The organism is Bacillus sp. FSL K6-1003 (genome assembly GCF_037964945.1).
GTDB lineage: Bacteria > Bacillota > Bacilli > Bacillales > Bacillaceae > Bacillus > Bacillus mojavensis.
Window position 1 is genome coordinate 2,854,474 of sequence record NZ_CP150176.1, and the last position, 21,017, is coordinate 2,875,490.

Annotated in this window: 19 protein-coding genes; 6 read left to right on the plus strand and 13 right to left on the minus strand. The window is 45.1% G+C overall.

Translation table 11 applies throughout. The annotated features are described in order from the left end of the window. Nucleotides 1-42 precede the first annotated feature (42 nt). Together NSU16_RS14605 and thpR are read right to left on the minus strand one after the other, a co-directional pair. Nucleotides 43-957, minus strand: a complete 915-nt coding sequence (locus NSU16_RS14605) for a hypothetical protein (RefSeq protein WP_339191329.1) — start codon at nt 955-957, stop codon at nt 43-45. Between the two features lie 23 nt (nt 958-980). Beyond that, nucleotides 981-1,532, minus strand: a complete 552-nt coding sequence (gene thpR, locus NSU16_RS14610; protein WP_339191331.1) for an RNA 2',3'-cyclic phosphodiesterase — start codon at nt 1,530-1,532, stop codon at nt 981-983. Nucleotides 1,533-1,680: 148 nt separating this feature from the next. On the opposite strand from thpR, the gene cysK reads away from it, so the two are divergent. Continuing rightward, nucleotides 1,681-2,616, plus strand: coding sequence for a cysteine synthase A (cysK, locus tag NSU16_RS14615; protein WP_029441392.1), 936 nt, complete (start codon nt 1,681-1,683; stop codon nt 2,614-2,616). A gap of 33 nt (nt 2,617-2,649) precedes the next feature. Here the strand turns inward: cysK and pepV are convergent, their stop codons facing one another. Beyond that, nucleotides 2,650-4,044 carry a dipeptidase PepV gene (gene pepV, locus NSU16_RS14620; protein WP_339191333.1) on the minus strand — a complete coding sequence of 465 codons (1,395 nt, stop codon included), beginning with the start codon at nt 4,042-4,044 and terminating at the stop codon, nt 2,650-2,652. A 96-nt stretch (nt 4,045-4,140) separates the two neighbouring features. On the opposite strand from pepV, the gene pbuO reads away from it, so the two are divergent. Continuing rightward, the gene (gene pbuO / locus NSU16_RS14625) at nt 4,141-5,439 is read left to right on the plus strand and encodes a hypoxanthine/guanine permease PbuO (protein ID WP_268445377.1); all 1,299 of its coding nucleotides are present in this window, start codon (nt 4,141-4,143) and stop codon (nt 5,437-5,439) included. A gap of 35 nt (nt 5,440-5,474) precedes the next feature. Here the strand turns inward: pbuO and NSU16_RS14630 are convergent, their stop codons facing one another. Beyond that, nucleotides 5,475-6,632, minus strand: coding sequence for an ABC transporter permease (locus NSU16_RS14630; RefSeq protein WP_339191335.1), 1,158 nt, complete (start codon nt 6,630-6,632; stop codon nt 5,475-5,477). Beyond that, nucleotides 6,629-7,339, minus strand: coding sequence for an ABC transporter ATP-binding protein (locus NSU16_RS14635; protein ID WP_010331528.1), 711 nt, complete (start codon nt 7,337-7,339; stop codon nt 6,629-6,631). The genes NSU16_RS14630 and NSU16_RS14635 overlap by 4 nt, the downstream gene beginning before the upstream one ends. 285 nt (nt 7,340-7,624) lie before the next feature. On the opposite strand from NSU16_RS14635, the gene NSU16_RS14640 reads away from it, so the two are divergent. Beyond that, on the plus strand, nt 7,625-7,846 hold the full coding sequence (locus NSU16_RS14640; protein ID WP_003152337.1) for a DeoR family transcriptional regulator: 222 nt from the start codon (nt 7,625-7,627) through the stop codon (nt 7,844-7,846). Between the two features lie 123 nt (nt 7,847-7,969). Here NSU16_RS14640 and NSU16_RS14645 read toward each other — a convergent pair whose 3' ends face one another. Together NSU16_RS14645 and NSU16_RS14650 are read right to left on the minus strand one after the other, a co-directional pair. Continuing rightward, nucleotides 7,970-8,689: a pseudouridine synthase gene (locus tag NSU16_RS14645; protein WP_339177724.1), complete on the minus strand. Its 720-nt coding sequence runs from the start codon at nt 8,687-8,689 to the stop codon at nt 7,970-7,972. A gap of 66 nt (nt 8,690-8,755) precedes the next feature. Continuing rightward, nucleotides 8,756-10,393, minus strand: a complete 1,638-nt coding sequence (locus tag NSU16_RS14650) for a polysaccharide biosynthesis protein (RefSeq protein ID WP_010331530.1) — start codon at nt 10,391-10,393, stop codon at nt 8,756-8,758. Nucleotides 10,394-10,598: 205 nt separating this feature from the next. Here NSU16_RS14650 and NSU16_RS14655 point away from each other — a divergent pair, with 205 nt between their 5' ends. Together NSU16_RS14655 and NSU16_RS14660 are read left to right on the plus strand one after the other, a co-directional pair. After that, nucleotides 10,599-11,861, plus strand: coding sequence for an NAD(P)/FAD-dependent oxidoreductase (locus NSU16_RS14655; protein ID WP_339192696.1), 1,263 nt, complete (start codon nt 10,599-10,601; stop codon nt 11,859-11,861). Nucleotides 11,862-12,054: 193 nt separating this feature from the next. Continuing rightward, nucleotides 12,055-13,587, plus strand: coding sequence for a BCCT family transporter (locus NSU16_RS14660; protein ID WP_044153788.1), 1,533 nt, complete (start codon nt 12,055-12,057; stop codon nt 13,585-13,587). A gap of 41 nt (nt 13,588-13,628) precedes the next feature. On the opposite strand, the gene NSU16_RS14665 is transcribed toward NSU16_RS14660, so the two are convergent. The 6 genes from NSU16_RS14665 to rmgP all read right to left on the minus strand — a co-directional run bounded on the left by NSU16_RS14665 (nt 13,629) and on the right by rmgP (nt 18,461). Further along, nucleotides 13,629-13,811 carry a sporulation protein Cse60 gene (locus tag NSU16_RS14665; protein ID WP_003325003.1) on the minus strand — a complete coding sequence of 61 codons (183 nt, stop codon included), beginning with the start codon at nt 13,809-13,811 and terminating at the stop codon, nt 13,629-13,631. A gap of 63 nt (nt 13,812-13,874) precedes the next feature. Then, nucleotides 13,875-14,543, minus strand: coding sequence for a YesL family protein (locus NSU16_RS14670; RefSeq protein ID WP_168748553.1), 669 nt, complete (start codon nt 14,541-14,543; stop codon nt 13,875-13,877). 21 nt (nt 14,544-14,564) lie between these two features. After that, on the minus strand, nt 14,565-15,854 hold the full coding sequence (locus NSU16_RS14675; protein WP_326196351.1) for a Gfo/Idh/MocA family oxidoreductase: 1,290 nt from the start codon (nt 15,852-15,854) through the stop codon (nt 14,565-14,567). 12 nt (nt 15,855-15,866) lie between these two features. Continuing rightward, nucleotides 15,867-16,370, minus strand: a complete 504-nt coding sequence (locus NSU16_RS14680; protein WP_339191336.1) for a lipoprotein YteS — start codon at nt 16,368-16,370, stop codon at nt 15,867-15,869. Further along, a complete protein-coding gene (gene rmgQ / locus NSU16_RS14685) occupies nt 16,367-17,488 on the minus strand; it encodes an unsaturated rhamnogalacturonyl hydrolase (RefSeq protein WP_339191338.1) in 1,122 nt (373 codons plus the stop codon). The genes NSU16_RS14680 and rmgQ overlap by 4 nt, the downstream gene beginning before the upstream one ends. A gap of 7 nt (nt 17,489-17,495) precedes the next feature. Next, a complete protein-coding gene (gene rmgP, locus NSU16_RS14690) occupies nt 17,496-18,461 on the minus strand; it encodes a polygalacturonan/rhamnogalacturonan ABC transporter permease (RefSeq protein WP_229146464.1) in 966 nt (321 codons plus the stop codon). A gap of 206 nt (nt 18,462-18,667) precedes the next feature. Between rmgP and NSU16_RS14695 the strand changes: the two genes are divergently transcribed. Further along, the gene (locus tag NSU16_RS14695) at nt 18,668-20,983 is read left to right on the plus strand and encodes a helix-turn-helix domain-containing protein (RefSeq protein WP_339191339.1); all 2,316 of its coding nucleotides are present in this window, start codon (nt 18,668-18,670) and stop codon (nt 20,981-20,983) included. Nucleotides 20,984-21,017 lie beyond the last annotated feature (34 nt).

Consider the following 21,017-nt stretch of genomic DNA (forward strand, 5'->3'; position numbering starts at 1 on the left):
CACCTGCTTATGTTATGAGAAAACCGCTCAAATCGTTCTGCTTTACTCCAGCCACTCTTGTCTGCGATAGGAGTCTGACAGGCAATAAGACAACATAGCCTTTGCAGCCTTTAATTGATGATGTTTTATCGGAGCAGTGTTTTTCTTCTGCTTCTCCATCCATTCCGCCAAGCCCCGTTTGTCCACTATTTCCAGACCGTACGGCGGTTCGGGGTAATCGATGTATGACGTTCTGCTCAGGAGTAATTTCGATACCGGAATATCAGCGCCTTTTTCCTTTACGATCTTCGACACAACAGATCCCGTCCGAAACAGACTCAACGCCGGATTTAATACCGATTCAGTCTGAGAGCCTGTTTTCTTCTCCCAAAAACGATGTTTAGATCCTATGTACACACTGTCTTCCTCTGCATCTATAAAAGAAACGCAGTAAATGTCAAGAGGTGAAATGATCACTATGCTTAATTCTACTGCCGCCTGCTGAATTTTGAGCACAGGCTTATACATAATAAAATAAGAATCTGGAAGCTGCTGGGCCAGAAAAAGCAAAATGCGGTCCTGCTTCACCTGGTTTGACAGATTTGACATCTCGGAAAGCGTAGAGCTTGCCCATTTGAGCTGAAATTCATATAAATGTCTTTTATAAAAGGAAGCAAGTGCCATCTTGCTTTTCGGCAGCCTTACATTTAGATCGTCTTCTTCCTCAAACCATTGGTGTCTCTCTTCTTGTATATCGGCTTCTATCTCTTCTTTTTTTCTTTTCAATGAAAATTTCTTCCGTTTCTGCACCGGTTCCGGCTGTTCAGCATTGGCTTGTCTTTCTTCATGCTGGCGCTCCGCTGCTTCTAATAGTGAAAGCCAGCGCTCTTTTTTCAGCCGTATAAACTGATTCATATAATGGTACGGATCAAGTTCGTATCTCGATATATAATCATATATTTTGATGATTTGTGCCATTTTGTTTCTCCACTCCGCATGAATTAAGTTAAAGGAAATTTGAATTTTTCCTCATATTTTGGTGATTGATTTAAGTGTATCTGAAATAGTGAAAATCGTTCAATAGCCGTTGAAACTTCACCGCTTTTAAACGGGACATGCGCCGGAAATCCCTCTTGACCTGTCCATTTTCTTGCCAGCGTCATATGGGGATGATACGCTCTCTTTTCCACTTTAAAGCCTGCTTGAAGAACAGCTTGTTTTGTATGCGCCCTCAGTGTTTCGAGCGCTGTATTCTCCTTCGGCTCCAAATGCAATACGCGCGGCTGCCTTCGGTCTCCGAACACATCTATTTTGTCAAATTCAATTGTAAACGGATTGGCATCTAAAGCGATCTCGGCAAGCGAGCCTTCAAGCTGATTGATTTGCGCTTCATCCGCCGCACCGAGAAAAATTAACGTGATATGGTAGTCAAGCGGGTGCACCCATTTTTGAAATGTGAGCGCTGGCTCGTTTTTTGCAGCCTGGTAAATCGGATTTGCAATTTCCGGCGGAATGGGCACGCCGATGAAATAATGAGGCCGGATATCTGACATCCGTCTGACACTCCCTTCTTTGACTGCTATTATTTTATCAATAAAGAGGCTGCGCGAATAGAGGAACCGCATATGAAAACACTCTCGCGCAAACGTTTATTATGTTAGGATATTATATGACACTTGTTTTATTCAGAAAGGAATGACAATGTTGAAAATCGTTGAAAACACTTCTGATCTTATAGGAGATACTCCGCTTGTGAGATTGAATCGGCTTCAGCCGGAAAACGCAGCACAAGTCTATTTAAAACTTGAATTTTTCAATCCAAGCGGCAGTGTGAAAGACAGAGCCGCTTACAATATGATCATAGAAGCAGAACAAAACGGCTTACTCAAGCCTGGCTCAGTTATCATTGAGCCGACCAGCGGAAATACTGGAATCGGACTCGCCATGAATGCGGCGGCCCGCGGCTATAAAGCGATTTTAGTAATGCCGGATACAATGACGAAGGAGCGGATCAACCTCCTCAAAGCCTACGGTGCAGAGGTTGTGTTAACTCCCGGATCGGAAAGAATGCCCGGCAGCATAAAAAAAGCAAAAGAGCTCGCCGAACAAATTCCGAACAGCTTCATTCCAATGCAGTTTGATAATACTGCTAATCCTGACGCGCATCGAAAAACAACTGCTCTTGAAATTGCCCGGGCAATAAAAGAAATCGGAAAACCGCTAGGCGCTTTTGTAGCTTCTTCCGGTACTGGCGGAACCATTACAGGAACCGGTGAAGCGCTAAAAGAACTGTTTCCGGATATTTTGGTTCATGTTGTCGAGCCTGCGGGGTCCCCGGTATTATCTGGCGGAAAACCGGGTGCGCATAAGCTGGTTGGGACAAGCCCAGGCTTCATCCCTCCCGTTTTAAATCAAGATGTGTATGATGAAATTATCAAAATCACTGATGAGGATGCGTATACGACAACCAGACGCCTAGCTGCGGAGGAAGGAATTCTCGTCGGGCCTTCTTCAGGCGCTGCCTGCTTCGCAGCAATTGAAGCAGCCAAACGTCTCTCTCCTGATCAAGTTGTTGTCTGTATGACAGCTGATACCGGAGAACGCTATTTATCAACTGATTTATGGTCATTTGTGTAAAAAAAGGACTGGCTTCAGAAGAAGCCGGTCCTTTTATTTTGCAAGTTCGTAGATGGCCTGCGCATATAAAGCAGTCGCTCTGAGGAGGTCATCAATTTCAATATATTCGTCCTTTTGATGCGCACTGTCGGGACGTCCGGGGAACAGCGGTCCGAATGCAACGCCGGCCTCCAAAGATCTCGCGTAAGTTCCCCCGCCGATTGAAATTAAATCAGCTTTTTTGCCCAATTGGCCTTCATATACCTTTTGGAGCGTTTTGACTAGCGGATGGTCTGCTGATACATGATGGGGCTTGCTGTCTTTAAATTCTCCAAGCTCAAATTCACTTGCGCTTTCAAATGCATCGCGGATCATTTTGCTTTCCGCTGTTACAGGATAGCGGATATTGATTCCAAGCTCGCCTCCCTGCCCTTCTGTATAGCGGAGTGTTCCAACATTTAATGTCAGCTCTCCGCTAATGTCATCCTCACAGGCGATATTCAGTTTCTTTCCTCTTGTATCATCTGAGAATTTATCTGTCACAACTTGAACAAAACGTTGTCCTGCTTCATCCAGCTCAGTTTGGCTCAAAAATTCTGCCAGTTTGATGCCGGCATTCACTCCATTGTTCGGTTCCATCGCATGGCAGGAAAGTCCGTGCATGCGCAATATCAGCTGACCGTTCTCAATCTCAGCTGCACCTTTTTGATCCGTCGCGCGGAGCATGTCTTGAAATGAGGCAAGAACCTCTTCTATATTTGATCCTTCGAGAACGGCTTCCGCAGCGTCTGGCACCATGTTTAAGCGAAGACCTGATGTAAACGAGGCAAGAACTGTTTCTGAAGCGGCTTTATTTGTATGGTGGTGCGGGATGAGAAGTGAAGCATCAATAATCCCTTTTTCCGCGTTAATAATCGGGAAGTCAGCATCTGGCGCAAAACCGAGAGTCGGCATTTCTTCGTGCTTGAAATAATGCTCCACACATCTCCAATCACTTTCTTCATCTGTTCCGATAATGATTCTGACACGTTTGGACAGCGGCAGATTCATGTCTTTGACGATTTTCAGCGCGTAGAACGCAGCCATCGTCGGACCTTTGTCGTCAATGGCACCCCTTGCATAAATCCGTCCGTTTCGGATGTCCGCTGAAAACGGGTCACTTGTCCATCCGTCTCCGGGCGGTACAACATCAACATGGCATAGAACGCCGACAATGTCTTCACCCTCACCCCATTCGATATGACCGGCGAACCCGTCAAGATTTTTTGTGGTAAATCCTTCTTTCTCTCCAAGCTCAAGCAAAGAGGTCAAGCTGGCATTTACCCCTTCTCCAAATGGTTTGCCGGGCCCGGCTGTTGTCTCGTCCATTACACTGTTGATTCTCAAGAATTCCTGCGTATCGCGAATCAAATCATCTTTTTTTCTGATCACTTCGACTTCCCAGTTCATAACGATCCCCTTTCTGCAATAAATCACTTGCAAAAACTAAATAAAACGAATAATATTAATGGTGTTTTGTTAAAACGTTCGTAATTGGAGGATACTATGTTTCATCTAAAAGAGCAGCAAACATCGATTAAACAAGAAATCATAGCTGGACTGACGACCTTTTTCACGATGGTCTATATTGTAGTGGTGAATCCGGTTATTTTAGCTAATGCCGGAGTTCCTTTTGACCAGGTCTTTACCGCAACAATTATCGCCTCCATTGTCGGAACGCTGTGGATGGCCCTGGCTGCAAATTATCCGATTGCCATTGCGCCCGGCATGGGCTTAAACGCTTACTTAGCCTATCACGTTGTAGGCGCAAGCGGCGGCGGCATCACGTACGCAACAGCTTTCAGCGCAGTATTCACAGCAGGGGTTCTCTTCATTATTCTATCGTTAACGCCTTTAAGAAAACAACTGATAGAAGCGATTCCAAACAATTTAAAATACGGCATCACAACAGGGATCGGGCTTTTTATTGCGTTTATCGGTTTACGGCAGGCAGGAATTATTACAGCTGATAAATCAAATTTGGTCACACTCGGCAACCTTCATTCGCCAGCGGTTATCTTAACGCTGATCGGCTTATTGATCAGTGTGATCTTGATGGTGCTGAATGTAAGCGGAGCGTTATTTATCGGAATGGCGGCTACCGCTTTGATTGCGTTTTTTACCGGCCAGCTGCATTTTCCTAAAGGCTTTATGTCTTTTCCGCATTTGCCTGAGGGATTGATTATTTCAAATCCGTTCTCCGCTTTTGGCGATGTGATCCATCACGGCCTGTACGCTGTCGTGTTTTCATTTCTGCTGGTAACGATTTTTGATACGACCGGTACAATGATTGGTGTGGCCGAGCAGGCCGGATTGATGAAAAACAACAAGCTCCCGAACGCGCGCAAAGCGCTGCTGGCTGATTCAACGGCAACCACAGTCGGTGCTGTTTTCGGCACAAGTCCGACAACCGCGTTTATCGAATCTTCAGCTGGCGTCGCAGCCGGGGGAAGAACAGGTCTTACGTCTTTCACTGTCGCGGTATTGTTTGCAGCTTCGATGTTTTTCAGTCCGCTTGTCAGCGCCTTATCCGGCATATCCGCCATCACCTCACCGGCTTTGATTATTGTCGGCAGCCTGATGATGGGTTCGGTGTCGAATATTAACTGGAAGGAGATGGACGAGGCATTTCCGGCATTTCTCGTTGTTCTGACCATGCCTCTTACATCAAGCATTTCCACAGGAATTGCCCTTGGCTTTATTTCGTATCCGATTGTGAAAGCAGCACGGGGAAAATGGAGAGACATTCATCCGCTCGTCCTTGTTTTTGCCGTTCTGTTTTTCATCCAGCTATTTATTCTATAACATACAGAAAACCCAAACGGCATCCGTTTGGGTTTTTATTTCATCAAAAAAGAGATAACGGCCGCTAAAAAGCAGCAGGAAACACAAGCATAGTGCAGCGTGTTCACACAGCTTTTTCTGGCCCGGTAATATTCATCACTTTCCTTATCAGCCCCAATTAAGATCGGCGCATCCATCACTTTGTCAAAAATTAGCGAAAGCACGTAACGGCAAACACCTGTATAAACCAGCAGCGCAACCACCTTAAGAAAGATGGGGGAAACGATCGTTAAAATCGCAAAAGCCGACAAAAGCATATACAGATGCCTCGCATACTCCCCATTCCTCAGCATGACTTTAAAAAACAATTCTTTATAGATTGTATACGTTGTCCGTTTCTTAAATATCCTTTTTGAATTCCGGAATAATAGTGGTTTTCTCCTCATCCTGTCCTTTACTCTCGGCATTCTCACATCCTGGCTTGTCATCATTACAAGACCTGCAAGAGTGAGCCTGATTTTTCTCTCCTCAAGCACCTCAGCCTCAAAAGCCGAAAACGAAGCCGTCTTTTTCAAACTGCGTATGTAAGCAAAAATAAAAAACATAACACCGACAAGCGAAAGCAAGTGCCACTCAGTAAAGGTAATCATGAGAAACGAACACGCAAAGAGCCCAGCCTTGAGAAAAAAGGCCGTGATCTGCCTCCAAATAGATCTTGGTTTCCTGATCCTTTCCTGCTTCATGGATAAAAAGACCGTATGAAGACCGAATGCATAGATCAATAGAGAAGCGCTTTCTGAAATCGTGACGCGTACAGAATCAATGATAAAGGGAAGTAAAAGAAAAAAGAGCAGGAGCCATTTGGCGAGCGTGAACAATAAGGAATACACCAATGCGTATTGTTTCATCTGGCGTATGATCGCTTTCTTTTGCAGTAAAAACACTTGGTCCGCTTCCAGTAAAAACGTATGTATGGAGCCTGTACAAACAATCAGTATACCGACAGCGTATAACCATCTCCATTCGACCCTCTCAGACCACTCGTAAAGAAGGCCGCTTCCGTTCGCCCACTCCACATACTGATAAATCACAAAAGCAAGCGCCGGCAGGACAATGTAGAGCGCAACCGTCCAATCAATGACAGCATGCAGCACCTTAAACTGATATCGATAAAAATCCAGCCATCTTCGAATAAAGAGAGACCGCCCCTTCATGCCTTTCCTCCTTGAATCGCCGTATAAAAACAGTCAAGCAATGACTGCCCGTCTAACCCTGTCTGCGCTTGAATATCCTTTAAAGTTCCATGAAGAAACAAAGAACCTTTATCAATCATGTAAAACCTGTCGCAGATTTTTTCAGCGGTATCAAGTACGTGTGTGCACATGAGAATGCCAGCTCCCCTTTCTTTCTCAGCCTTCAGCATGTCCACAAAGCGTTTTGTCGAAATCGGGTCAAGGCCGATAAACGGTTCATCAATCACATACATATCAGGCTTAGAAAGAAAGGCCTGAATCAGCATCAGCTTTTGCTGCATGCCCTTTGAAAATGTCACCGGCAACTCATGCATGACATGATCAAGCGAAAAGGTTTCAAGAAGACTTTGAGCCCGATATTCGAATTCACTCTGATCAATGCCGTGCAAAGTGCTGATCAGATCGAGATGCTCCCACAGCGTTAATTCCTCATAAAAGGACGGGTGCTCTGGAATATAAGCAAACGAGCAATCATTCCAAGCGATCGTCCCTTTAAAGTCTTGCGAGAGGCCGAGTATCGCCTTGATGGCTGTACTTTTCCCAGCTCCGTTCGCTCCAATTAATCCGACAAGCTCCCCTTCTCTGACTTCCAATAAAACATCGGTGAGCACTTTTTTTCGGCTTGTATACCCTGCTTGCTCTATCGATGCTTCCAACAACATTCTCACTCTCACTCACCCCCTAAGTCACATACGAAACAGAATAAAAAAAGTTTCTTTAACCATAATAATATTGTGCTGCAGTACATAGTAATCCAACAAGGATGGCGGCCAAACTCAAATTGGAAAAAATTTATCATACTTATTCCTAGATTCACTGCGGCGAAATCGTGTATAATGAAGGCAAATTATTTAAACATTACAGATGTCTGCCTTAGTTGCTATTCGTACGCAGTTGATTTCGTGAGTTGTGGTTAGTCAAGTCCATCCGATCTTATGATAGGGAGTGGTTTTTTGAAACCTTCAACAAACCGTATGCTAACTCGAATTAAATCAGTTTACATGTTTATCCAAGAAAAAGGTCTTGTGACAACACAGGAACTGGTTGACGAATTCGGCATTACACCTAGAACGATTCAAAGAGACTTAAATGTGTTAGCATATAATGATCTTGTTCATAGTCCAAGCCGTGGCAAATGGGAGACAACGAGAAAGAAAGTAAAGATTACCTCATAACATTAAAAATTACATAGGGCCGCCCTGTGAGCGGCCTGATAGATACAGGGCGAGGACGTTCTCAGCCTTGTTTTTGTATGCTTATATATAATAAAAATCCCGCATGTGAGATGCGGGATTTTTTCATACTTGCGGCTCGTTCAGCCTTTCAAGTTCTTCTTCTGTAAGCTCACGATATTCTCCCGGCGCTAGATCAGGATCCAAGGATACGCGTCCCATTGAGAGCCGCTTCAGATAAATGACTTCATTGCCGACAGCATTTGCCATCTGTTTGACTTGATGAAATTTTCCTTCTGTTATCGTCAGATATATCACGGTATGCTCTTTGTCGTTTGCCTTTATTTCTGCTTGTGCCGGTTTTGTTTTGTAGCCGCCTTCAATAAATACCCCATTCTCTAAGCTGGTGATATCTTCTGGCGAAATTTGCGACTTTAAGTGGACTTCATACGTTTTCGGAACATGCTTTTTCGGCGATAGCAGCCTGTGAGCGAGCTGACCGTCATTTGTCAGCAAAAGAAATCCTTCTGTATCCTTATCTAGCCGGCCGGCAGGAAACGGCTCAAATCTAAGTTCATCCGGCGTCAGCAAATCGACCACTGTCTTTTGCCGGCTGTCCTCAGTCGCTGACAGCACGCCCTGCGGTTTATTCATCATGATATAAATAAACTCGCGGTAATCAATCGGCTCGCCATAAACGGTCACCTCCTGTGCATCAGGGTCCACGTGTGCCTTGACATCTTTTGCCGGCTTTCCGTCGACCATGACGGCTCCCGCTTTTACAATCAATTTGACCTCTTTTCTCGAGCCATACCCGCTGTTGGCAAGCAGCTTATCTAGTCTCATGCCAATCTCTCCTTTCTATAAAAGAAAGCCCGCATCAAGCGAGCCCTCTCGTTTCAACATATTCTGTTACTCAGCGGCATGTCTGCCTTTCTTTAAGAACCCCGGTAAACGGCGGCCGAATATTTTCTGTAAAAAACCTAAACGATAAGCGCAATACAGGTAGACAGCTCCGCCGATCACAGCCGCAATCAGCACGACGATCGCAGCGTGCAGCTGGCCATCCTCGAAGGAGATGAAAAAGCTTAACACCCACTGGACGACTTTAACAGCTATCCCCATCACTGCTGACAAGAGCAGCATCAGAAGGCCCCGCTTCACTAATATTTTGTACGAATAGCCGGCATGCCGTTTGATCATGGTAAATCCGTATATCAGTGAGGCAGTATACCCGAGTGCCGTAGCTAAAATGGCACCGTCAGCCTGCATCAGCTTAATCAGCGGGACATTCAGCACAAGTTTGATCACGACACCGATCACCAGACTGACAACCGCAAATTTTTGCTTATTGATGCCCTGCAATATGGCGGCGTTGACAGTAAACAAAGAGAACAAGATCGCAACCGGCGAATACCAAAACAGGATGTCTTTCCCCAATTCAGGATGAAGGCTCTCTGATCCGTAAAAGAACGTATACACAGGACCTGCTAATACCGATATACCGACAACAGCCGGAATAATTAAAAACAGGATCGTCTGCATCGACTGATTGATCTGCTGATTTAACAGCTTGTAGTTTCTGCTTGTAAACGATTCTGTGATCGTCGGAATTAAGGTCAGTCCGAATGCCGTCGCTAGAGAAACCGGGATCATCACGAGCTTCTGCACGTAAAGTGTCAGAATGGCCATCATGTCCTGACTGATCGCTTGATGTCCCGCTTCAATCATCGCTTTGTTAAACGTATTTGTATCAATATAGTTATACAAAGGGATGGCTAGTCCGACAAACACGTAGGGAGCGGCATAGCTGAAGAGCTCGAAAAACATTTTCTTGTAGCTTAAATCTGCTGTAGGCCCCGTATTCGGCATCATCGCCAGCAGATTGCCTTTTCGCTTGTTCCAATAAATATACAATACGATCAGCCCGCCGAAGGCACCGATCAGCGCTGCGAAGGTTGCATAACCGACAGCGATCACAAGGCCGCCGTTTAAGACTTTCAAAATCAAGAAGGTAGCACTCAATAAGAAGATAATACGGACAATCTGCTCAACAACTTGAGAGACAGCCGTCGGCCCCATCATTTGATGACCTTGGAAAAATCCGCGCACAAGACTCATAATCGGCACAACTAAAAGCGCTAAGCTGACCATGCGGATGACATATACGACATGATCAATCGTCAAACCGTTATTATCTTTGCCCCCTAGCGATATTTCCGCAAAAAACGGAGCAGATAAATATAATATGAAAAAGGCAATCATTCCCGTTACAAGCATAACCGACATGCCCGCCTTCAGCATTTTTCTGCTTGTTTCATAATCCCCTTTGGAATTATATTTGGAAACAAATTTAGAAACGGCGGCTGGAAAGCCCATTGTGGCAATGTTCAAAAATAAAGTGTATTGATTGTATCCGTATTGAAATAACGCACCGCCTGTCGCTCCGACCATGATGCTGAAAGGAATTAAATAAACCATTCCCAGTATCCGTGAAATATATGTACCGAGCGTTAACACAAACGTGCCTCTTAACAGTTTGCTTGACATGTTTCCTCATCACCATTTTCTACGAAGATTCAACTTTTCTATTTTACCACAAATGGGCATATAGACGGTAATAAATACAAAAGCAATCTCAGGGAAGAATACAAGTTTGCGGCAAAATACGTTTAAGCAGAACCTGTCTTTCGCTATAATAGTACTGCGGACAGCGTTCCGCACACGAAATGTAAAAAGAAAGTTGATGATAAAGATGAAGCAGTATGACGTAATTGTAATCGGCGGAGGCCCTTCAGGTCTGATGGCTGCCATCGCAGCCGGGGAACAGGGCGCTGACGTTTTGTTAATAGATAAAGGAAACAAGTTAGGCCGCAAACTTGCCATATCCGGTGGCGGCCGCTGCAATGTGACGAACCGCCTTCCTCTCGAAGAAATTATTAAGCACATCCCCGGCAACGGCCGTTTTTTATACAGTGCGTTTTCCGAATTTAATAATGAAGATATTATCAAGTTTTTTGAAAATCTCGGGATCAAACTGAAGGAAGAGGATCACGGCCGGATGTTTCCGGTGACAGACAAAGCGCAAAGTGTTGTCGACGCGCTGTTAAACAGGCTGAAACAGCTGCGTGTGACGATTAGAACGAACGAAAAAATCAAATCTGTTACATATGAAGATGGACATGCGGCAGGCATTGTGACGAATAATGGCGAAGTGATTCATAGTCAGGCAGTCATTATCGCGGTTGGCGGAAAAAGCGTTCCCCATACCGGCAGCACGGGTGACGGCTATGAATGGGCCGAAGCCGCAGGCCACACAATAACAGAGCTGTTCCCGACAGAGGTGCCCGTCACATCTGCCGAGCCGTTTATTAAGAAAAAAACATTGCAGGGTTTATCGCTCAGAGATGTCGCCGTCAGTGTGTTAAACAAAAAGGGCAAAGCCATTGTCACACATAAGATGGACATGCTGTTTACTCATTTCGGCCTCTCAGGCCCCGCCATACTCAGGTGCAGCCAGTTTATCGTGAAAGAGCTGAAAAAACAGCCTGAAGTGCCCGTCAGAATTGATTTGTTTCCGGATATCAATGAAGAAACGTTATTCCAAAAGATGCACAAGGAGCTGAAGGATGCGCCGAAAAAAGCGTTAAAAAATGTGCTGAAGCCTTGGATGCAGGAGCGCTACCTCCTTTTCCTGCTCGAAAAAAACGGCATTTCGCCAAACATATCATTTTCTGAGCTGCCGAAGGAGCCTTTCAGACAATTTGTCAAAGACTGCAAGCAATTTACCGTTCTCGCAAACGGCACGCTGTCACTTGACAAAGCGTTTGTCACAGGAGGCGGTGTATCGGTGAAGGAGATTGACCCGAAAAAGATGGCGTCTAAAAAAATGGACGGCCTGTATTTTTGCGGCGAAATCTTAGATATTCACGGTTATACAGGCGGATACAATATTACATCTGCGCTCGTCACGGGCAGACTTGCCGGACTGAATGCCGGACGATTTTCCCTTACTTAAACACGAGATTTTCCAAACACTTACAGCATGCCGGGCATTTGAAAATTTCCCGCAAAAATGATAGGGTGAGATTTGTTTTGTTTCACCTGATTGCGGGGTAATTTACAGGAAGGAATGATCTGCCATCGTACGACCATACTAAGCCTGCGAGGAAGATATAGGCGTACACAAAAAAGTCAGAGGGTGAGAATGTTTGAAGAATATTTCTAGTGTATTTTGGATTGTGATTGTCATCACAGCCGCTGCCGTTTTGTGGGGCGTTATTTCTCCGGACAGCCTGCAAAACGTGTCTCAATCGGCACAATCGTTTATAACAGATTCATTTGGTTGGTATTATCTATTAGTTGTCTCTTTGTTTGTCGGGTTCTGTCTCTTTTTAATTGTCAGCCCGATTGGAAAAATTAAACTGGGGAAACCGGATGAAAAACCGGAATTCGGGTTATTATCTTGGTTTGCCATGCTGTTCAGTGCAGGCATGGGAATCGGCTTAGTATTCTATGGTGCGGCTGAACCGATCAGCCATTACGCAATTAGCTCTCCATCAGGTGAAACAGAAACCCCCCAAGCCTTCAGAGATGCGCTCCGGTACACGTTTTTCCACTGGGGACTGCACGCTTGGGCCATTTATGCCGTCGTGGCATTATGTATCGCATATTTTCAATTCCGCAAAGACGCGCCTGGATTAATCAGCAGCACACTGACTCCGATTCTCGGCGATAAAGTAAACGGCCCGATCGGTAAACTGATTGACTGTATCGCTGTTTTCGCTACAGTTGTCGGCGTTGCAACGAGTCTGGGGATCGGCGCAACTCAAATTAACGGCGGATTGAATTACCTATTCGGAATTCCGAATCATTTTATCGTTCAATTGATTTTGATTGTTATTGTAACAGTGCTCTTTTTACTATCGGCTTGGAGCGGGCTCGGAAAAGGCATTAAGTATTTAAGCAACACCAATATGGTGCTAGCCGGATTGCTGATGCTGTTTATGCTGGTTGTCGGACCTACCGTTTTGATCATGAACTCACTTACAGATTCAATTGGGCAGTATATTCAAAACATTGTTCAAATGAGCTTCAGACTGGCGCCGAACGATCCAGGCAAACGTGAATGGATCAACGGCTGGACGATTTTCTATTGGGCATGGTGGATTTCCTGGTCTCCATTTGTCGGCATTTTCATCGCTCGTGTATCCCGAGGCCGGACAATCCGTGAATTTTTGATCGGCGTCCTGGTGGCACCATGTATTTTGGCTTTCCTATGGTTCTCCATTTTCGGTGTTTCCGCAATGGACCTTCAGCAAAAAGGTATCTTTAATGTGGCGAAGCAGTCTTCTGAAACGATGCTGTTCGGAACACTGGATCACTATCCGCTGACAATGATCACGTCTATCCTGGCATTGATCCTGATCGCCGTGTTCTTTATCACATCAGCTGATTCAGCGACATTTGTGCTGGGTATGCAGACGACATACGGTTCATTAAACCCGGCTAACTCAGTCAAATTCAGCTGGGGTATCATTCAGTCTGCTATGGCAGCTGCGCTCTTGTATTCCGGTGGACTTGCTGCTTTGCAAAACACAGCGATTTTGGCGGCACTGCCGTTTTCAATTGTTATCCTGCTCATGATTGCTGCTCTTTATAAAGCATTGGCAAGAGAACGAAGAGAAATCAGAGCAGCAGAGAAATTCCAGAAACCGAGAAGCCCAAGAGTGAAAAAGGCTTAACCATAAAAAAGATCTTCCCGCAGTACGCGGAAAGATCTTTTTTATTTTCGATATAGAATGAGTGCGGAAAAACAGTAGAGCTGCTCGCCTTCAGGGTCGCACGCCGCTGAAACCGTATATTTGATATCAACCAGCTGCTCTTCCGATATTCCTTTTAAAAACGAATTGATCTCCGTTTGTAAATCTTTTTCATGCTCTTCATCAAACACTGCCACCTTCAGCATTTATCCGCTCTCCTTTCTCTATCACCCTATTCCATTTGGAATCAATATATGATAGAGAAATGTTTATCTCGTCTCCGGATGCAAAGCTTCTGGTGTAGGATGTTTCTTTGCCGGCTCATGATCCTGCTGCTCCAGCTTCACCAAGACGGCATAAGCAATCCTCATGTGGCAGTAGCTGATGAGACTGACGCTGAAAAAAGGGACAATTCCCGGCAGATAAGCAAGCAGGAAAAAGAGCGCAACAGTCAGCGCAAGCATGACGAGCGTATATTGTAAGTACGCCACACTCAGCAAGAGGGAAAACTTAAAATACAGGCGCTTCTTCCATTCAAAGTGGACGAGCAGCGGAAACACATAAAAAAGCATTGATACAAACAGAAAGCCAAATATCATAATGGCAAAGCGCAGGATATGCAATAAGAAGTGGCTTGGGTAAATAAAGGCCAAATCGATATAAATGATCAAACCGATTAACACCAGTACAGCACCGATCAGATTGGAACGGAGAAATTCAGCTTTGTATTCCCGCCAAAATGTCGGCAGCACCGGAATGTGATCCTGACCCTGAATCCATTTTCGCATGACAGCGAACAAAGCAGCAGTCGCGGGCATGACACCGAACACTCCGAGACCGATGATGGTAAAAAGCAGCCAAAGCAAATTGGTATACGCAAACCTCATGATCCATTCACAAAAACGCAGCACCCGTGCCATTGATCCGTCATGCTCCACGAAAGCCCCTCCTTTTCGCTTTTATACATTTTGCATGTGGAAAAGCTGTTTAATATCAATTGGTTTCTTTTCAACAACGGAGCGCCATATTCCCTCACCGACCGCGATAGAATAGGCTCCGGCTTCGGCTCCGGCCAAAATGTCATACTGGCGCAGCGGATCTTTGCCTATAAATAGATCAGCAAGCAAAAGCGGATCTCCTCCGCCGTGCCCTCCCTCATTTTTGACGACTTGAATGGTTTGCTTCGATTCAAAAAGAGGATAATACTCAATCGTCTGCTCGGGAAAAGCAAACGGGATTCTGGAAGGCTCATGGAATTCATTTGATTCAATACGTCCTTTTGTGCCGTTTATCGTAAGGCGATAGCCTTCGTATGGAGCGGAAAATATGATCGAGTAGCTTAACAGCGCACCGCCGTCATATTTGACAGCCGCCACATAGGTATCCTCAATGTCGATCTCATCGTCAAAAATGCACGCGTCAGGGCGATATGCGGTATATAAGCTTGATTGGTCTGCATCCGCCTTGAGATGATCATCCTTTACAGAAGCTTTAGAAGCACGGGGATGCCATCTTGCATAGTAATGGCATTTCTCTTTGACCCGGCATGTGCCGCAAAAACGCCCATCTTCTTCCGGCAGCGGATTCCACTCACTGTCCGGCCCGTAGTAATTCAACTCGCCGTAAGCAAATACCTCCGCCGGGTTTTGGCCGAGCCACCAATTCACCAGATCGAAATGATGAGTGGATTTATGGACAGAAAGACCGCCGGAAAATTGCCTGGATCGGTTCCAGCGTTTAAAATAGCTGGCGCCGTGATAGGTATCAATATACCAATTCAAATCCACAGAGGTGACCCTTCCTATTTTTCCTTCTAAAATCATCTCTTTGATTTTCCGATGAAACGGGCTGTAACGGTAATTAAACGCGACAGTAACCTTTCCTTTGCTTTTCGCTTCTGCCTCAAGCACCCGCTTTGCATCCTGCACCGTCGTTACCATCGGTTTTTCCGTTATGACATCCGTATCCCACTGAAGGCTTCTCAATATATAGGTGACATGGGTGTCATCCCTTCCTGTCACAATAACAATGTCTGGCTTCGAAACGCTCATCATACTGTCAAAATCTTCTTCTTTATACTCCGGTACGTGTGCAAGCTCCGGAAATGCCTCTTTGCAGACGGCAAATCGTTTCGGATCGGCATCCAGTAATCCCGTAATTTCATAAATGGTTGAAAACTGTTTGAGCAGCGGTTTGATAAACATGCTGAGGGCTCTGCTGCTTACTCCGCAAATGACGATGCTTTTCAATGGTCCCCACCCCTATCGGACTTCTGTTAATTGGGAAATCAGCTGCAGCGCTTCCTCTGTTTTTTCGGAGTATACAGGAATAAACGCCGCCATATTTCGATTCAGCCGAAAAGAATAGCCGTTCAGCTGTTTTTCCCCTTTCTCAATCCGAACGGCATAGACTGTTTTTTCTCCCGTTTTTTGATTTACGGCTGTATAAGGAGATGTTTTTTCCACTGGCAATTCGTCTAACGGCTGAAAATTTTCTGGATCATCGTATGCTGCAAACAAGTCTTCAGGCACGATAAAGACGTCACCCTCGTGAGCCGTAACTTCAGTCAGCAGCTTTTCCGGCAAAACAGGAAAGATATCCACCTTTCCGGTCCCCTGCCCAGCTGCCTCTTTTATTTTTTCTTGTACGCCTGCCTGGAGATCAGAAAAGAGGATGACATGCAATCCGTCCGGCCTGCTTGAGCATGATGCCAAAAAGAGCACTGAGACGATCACACAGAAAGCCGTACGTAAACCTGTCGTCATTTTTCTACTGTCCTAAAAAGACTCTCCGTCTCTGTCATGGCCAAAATAAACGCACCGGCCCCGTGCAGATCGTTTGTGCTTCTTTCGCGGCTGACATAATAGTCATAGAAACCGGCAGACGTTCCGACACAAATATCTTTGACGAGAAACGCACCGTCTTCTGTTGTTTCGGTTTTATGCTGAATCAAGCCTTGATACGCCTTTAACAGTGTTGTTTCGTAACCTCTGTCAAGATATCCTTTATTGATTCCTTTTGCGATTGCGTACATGTACAGGCAGGATCCTGAGCTTTCCAGCCAGTTATCGGACCTGTCGCCCTTATCAACGATTTGGTACCATAACCCCGTCTCCTTGTCTTGATAGCGGCAAATGCTTTCAATCATGTCCTGAAGCGTTTTTTTCCATACGCGACGGTTTGGATGCTTCTTCGGCAGCTCTTCAATCATGTCAGCGAGAGACATGACGTACCAGCCGATAGAACGCGCCCAGAATTCTGGCGAACAGCCTGTTTCTTCATTCGCCCAAGGCATTTTTTTCGCTTCATCCCAGGCGTGATAATAGAGTCCTGTTTTTGAGTCCTTCGTATGCTTCCTCATCAGTGATTCCTGCAGCACGACCTGATCAAACAGCTCTGGCTCCTGCTTCAGGTTGGCATATTTCAGCGCAAACGGCCCGCCCATATATAAGCCGTCAAGCCACATCTGATAAGGATAGCCGTCTTTATGCCAGAACCCCTGCTCAGACGTCCGGTTCAGCGTTCCATATAGTCCTCGCAGCCTTTTTGCGGCATTTACATACCGCTCATCACTCGTATGTTCATATAATGGAAAAAGAATAAGACCAGCTTGAATGGCGTCCAGCTCATCTCTTCTGAATAATAGATTGCCATAATCATCAATTAAGAGATCTGCATAAGCTTTCGCATACTCAAAATATCGCTTTTGTCCGGTTGCTTCCCACAGCCGCAATACACCGCATAAGAAAACACCTTGATGGTAGTGCCAGCGGTTTGCAGGCGGCAGCTCCTCCACTGTGTACGTGTTTATAATGGTTTTTGCCAATGCCTCCGCGTACGTAAGAGGCGATTTTACAGCGATTGATTGATCCATTGATCCCATCCCTTTCTTAATAAATTCCTTCCTCGCCGAATTTCTTTGCCAAACGATTCGCAAGCATGACCAAAATCAGCCCGACTGCCGCTTTAAATACGCCGACCGCTGTACTGTAGCTGAATTGGCCCTGTTTCAGCCCTGCAGTATAAACGTACGTATCAAAAATTTCCGCGACTTCTCTGTTTGTGGCGTTTAACAGCAAATATACATGCTCAAAGCCAAGCTCCAGCGTGTCCCCGATTTTCAAAATCAGCAAAACGACGATGACACTTTTGATAGCCGGCAGCGTAATATGCCACATTTGCCGCAGCCGTCCCGCTCCGTCCATTTTTGCCGCTTCATAAAGCTGGGGATCAACCGCTGTCATTGCAGCCAAGTAGATGATCGTTGACCAGCCCGCTTCTCTCCAGATGACCTGCAGAATATACAGCGGACGGAACCATTCTTCATTCAGCAGAAAATTGATTTTTTCGCCGCCAAAAAACGTAATCAGTTCATTAATCAGGCCTCCGTCTACTGTCAAAAGCACAAATGACAGCGATACAACAATGACCCAAGACATAAAGTGCGGAATATAAATCAGCGTCTGAACGAATTTTTTAAAGAGTGCGATCCGCACTTCGTTTAGAAGAAGCGCTAATAAAATCGGCACCGGAAAAAAGATGACCAGGTTCAAAGCAAAGAGCACGAGCGTATTTTTTAACAGGACAAAAAAGGTAGGCTCAGTAAACAGCCTGATAAAATGCTTCAGCCCGACCCACTCACTGCCCCAAATGCCGAGAAACGGCTGGTAATCCTGAAACGCAATCACGATTCCCCACATTGGAACATATTTAAAAAGCAAAAAATAAATACATCCCGGCAAAATCATAAAGTACAAATACTTTTGCTGCATCAGCTTATTTAGTAAGCGCTTTCTTTTTTCTTTTTTAAACATGACTGCGTCAACAGCCGGCGCTTGCGCTTCTGCTGTTTTCATCGTTTCAAAGCCTCCTTTCACGGGTTCTTGTTTTCACTGTAGCGCAGCCTGCAAAAGTCCGTCTACAATCATATGATCACATTCTGCCTGAGCCCTTTGTCATCAAGGGTTCCGCCTCTCTACCTGAAGAAAAGACACCGATATTAGAAAATGATTATTGACAATATCTATCAATCTTTGGATTAATTGTATTAAGGTGTTATGAAATGGGGGGTTTTATGAAAAGAAATCAATACAAGTTTTATTACAAACTCATCACGTTTTTTTGTTTACTCAGCACCATTCCCGTCATTTTGGTCGGTTTGTTTTCGTACGAGCACTCTCAGAAAACGGCCATCTCCAACGTTTCGGAGGAAAAACTCGACACACTCCAGCAGACCCAGCTAAGCATCGAGCACATCCTAAAAACCGTCGATCATTCTTTAACCCACTATGTGAGTTCGCCGCCTCTCCTCCGCACACTGTCCGAGCCTTTGCACTCTGACCAATTTCAAATCTATGACCAAGTGAACCAAGAGCTCAACTATTTGCAAAGCTTTGATACCGATTTGTCCAACATGACGCTTGTCAGCTATATGAAAAACTGGTACATGAACAATTCCGGTTTATACCGCATGAATACGGACTCCCTTCATGAAGCAGCCGAAGCCTATTCGAAAAACAAAGCGAGCCGGTCCTATTGGACGCTGGAAAAAAACAACCGTTTGATCTCCACAAAGGAAGGCGCTTCAGAAAGCTGCCGGTATAATATCAATTTGATTAAGCAGCTCCCGCTGAACAGCACAAACACGAAGGGACTGGCAGCCGCAAGCATCCCAAGCTGTTCGCTCGTTAAAAATATGCCTGATTATTCAAGCGCAAACAGCGTGTTTATCATTGATGAAAAAGGCCGTATCATCCTTCACAATAACATGTCTGATATAGGCGATTCTCTTCAGAACGACGACTTTGTCAACAAAATGCTGGCGCAAAGCTCCAAAAGCGGACAGTTTGAAACAGTCATTGACCGCATTCAATATAAAGTGACCTATCAAAAATCAGACTATAACACATGGACTTATTTTTCTCTTGTTTCCCTGCCAGAACTAAAAAAAGAAGCCAAGTCAATCGGCTGGATCACCTTTACGGTATGCTCTATTTTGTTAGCGCTTTCATTGTTGTTTTCTTGGCTGGGCTCCCGGCATTTTTATAAACCGATCCGGCTGCTTTATGACTCATTTGCGCGACACGGCGCCTTCCCAGAAAAACAGCCTCATCAAAATGAGTTTGAATTAATCGAGCAAAGCTTCAAGCAGCTCAAAAACAGAAATGACGACCTTGAAGAAACAATGAGACAGCAGGCCACTCATCTTCAGCAATATTTTATGGTCAGGCTTATGCTTGGAAAGCTGACGGATGAGGAGGTCAATAACCGCTTTGAAAGCCTCGGCTTAAAACAAAATTGGCGTCACCTCGCCTTGCTGGTGCTCCAAATTGACACGCTGAATCAGACACCGTATGAGAAAAAAGATATGGATCTTCTGTTGTTTGCCGTCAACAGCCTGATTGAGCGGAACATCCCGGCGGAAAAACGTCTTGCACCAGCGGTAGTTGATAAACAGCAGGCAACCATATTGATGAATGAGAGCGGGACAAAAGAGGAATTTATGGCCGAGTTGAATGATACTGCCCGGATGATTCAGGATACAGTTGAAGCTGAGCTGCACCTGTCTGTCAGCATCGGCGTCAGCCAGCCGTTTGGTGCATTAGCTATGGCAAAAAACGCTTATGCGGAAGGCTCAGAAGCGTTAAAATACCGGCTGAAAGCAGAAAACAAATCGATTATCTTTTATGAAGATCTGGATCAGAAAAAAACGTTCAAAACTCATTTTCCGAAGCAGCTTCAGCATGAGCTGTTCGATGCTGTAAAAGCCGGTGACAAGGAGAAAGCAGACAAATGCCTGCACGCGATTTTACAGTCGATTTTTACACACAACACCAACCCGTACCAATTTCAGATTGCAATCGCCCGTTTTCTGAACCATGTCATTGAGCTGATGCATGTGCTCGGAATTGAACTATTTGAGCTTGAAGAAAACAAAATGCTGTATGACCAAATTTTTGAGCTGAAGACATTCGAGGATACCGAAAACTGGCTGAAGCAAGAGTTCATTGATCCGATGACAGACAAAGTAAATGCCCGGGCCGATGCACAGTACAAAAATATTTCCGACAACATTATCCATATCATCCACCATGAGTTTGAATCCGATTTAACGCTGGACGAAATTGCCCGCAGGCTGCACTACAACCCGAACTACTTAAGCAGCATTTTCAAAAAAGAAATGGGCATTTCATTCAGCGAGTATGTCTCGAATTACCGTCACCATATGGCAAAAAGCTGGCTGGCTGAATCCGACATGGCGGTGAAAGACATAGCGGAAAAGCTCAAATACAAAAACTCGCAAAACTTTATCAGATCCTTTAAAAAGCTGGAAGGCATCACACCCGGCAACTATCGCCAGCAAAAAAGAAGCATATAAAAACCCAAAACCACTTGCACGTTTTGGGTTTTTC

Coding starts and splice junctions, on each gene's coding strand:
- NSU16_RS14695 (WP_339191339.1), top strand. CDS start 18,668: ATGGGGGGTTTTATGAAAAGAAATCAATACAAGTTTTATTACAAACTC.
- cysK (WP_029441392.1), top strand. CDS start 1,681: ATGTTGAAAATCGTTGAAAACACTTCTGATCTTATAGGAGATACTCCG.
- NSU16_RS14665 (WP_003325003.1), bottom strand. CDS start 13,811: ATGCTGAAGGTGGCAGTGTTTGATGAAGAGCATGAAAAAGATTTACAA.
- pepV (WP_339191333.1), bottom strand. CDS start 4,044: ATGAACTGGGAAGTCGAAGTGATCAGAAAAAAAGATGATTTGATTCGC.
- rmgP (WP_229146464.1), bottom strand. CDS start 18,461: ATGAAAACAGCAGAAGCGCAAGCGCCGGCTGTTGACGCAGTCATGTTT.
- NSU16_RS14680 (WP_339191336.1), bottom strand. CDS start 16,370: ATGACGACAGGTTTACGTACGGCTTTCTGTGTGATCGTCTCAGTGCTC.
- rmgQ (WP_339191338.1), bottom strand. CDS start 17,488: ATGGGATCAATGGATCAATCAATCGCTGTAAAATCGCCTCTTACGTAC.
- NSU16_RS14650 (WP_010331530.1), bottom strand. CDS start 10,393: ATGTCAAGCAAACTGTTAAGAGGCACGTTTGTGTTAACGCTCGGTACA.
- NSU16_RS14645 (WP_339177724.1), bottom strand. CDS start 8,689: ATGAGACTAGATAAGCTGCTTGCCAACAGCGGGTATGGCTCGAGAAAA.
- thpR (WP_339191331.1), bottom strand. CDS start 1,532: ATGTCAGATATCCGGCCTCATTATTTCATCGGCGTGCCCATTCCGCCG.
- NSU16_RS14605 (WP_339191329.1), bottom strand. CDS start 957: ATGGCACAAATCATCAAAATATATGATTATATATCGAGATACGAACTT.
- pbuO (WP_268445377.1), top strand. CDS start 4,141: ATGTTTCATCTAAAAGAGCAGCAAACATCGATTAAACAAGAAATCATA.
- NSU16_RS14630 (WP_339191335.1), bottom strand. CDS start 6,632: ATGAAGGGGCGGTCTCTCTTTATTCGAAGATGGCTGGATTTTTATCGA.
- NSU16_RS14655 (WP_339192696.1), top strand. CDS start 10,599: ATGAAGCAGTATGACGTAATTGTAATCGGCGGAGGCCCTTCAGGTCTG.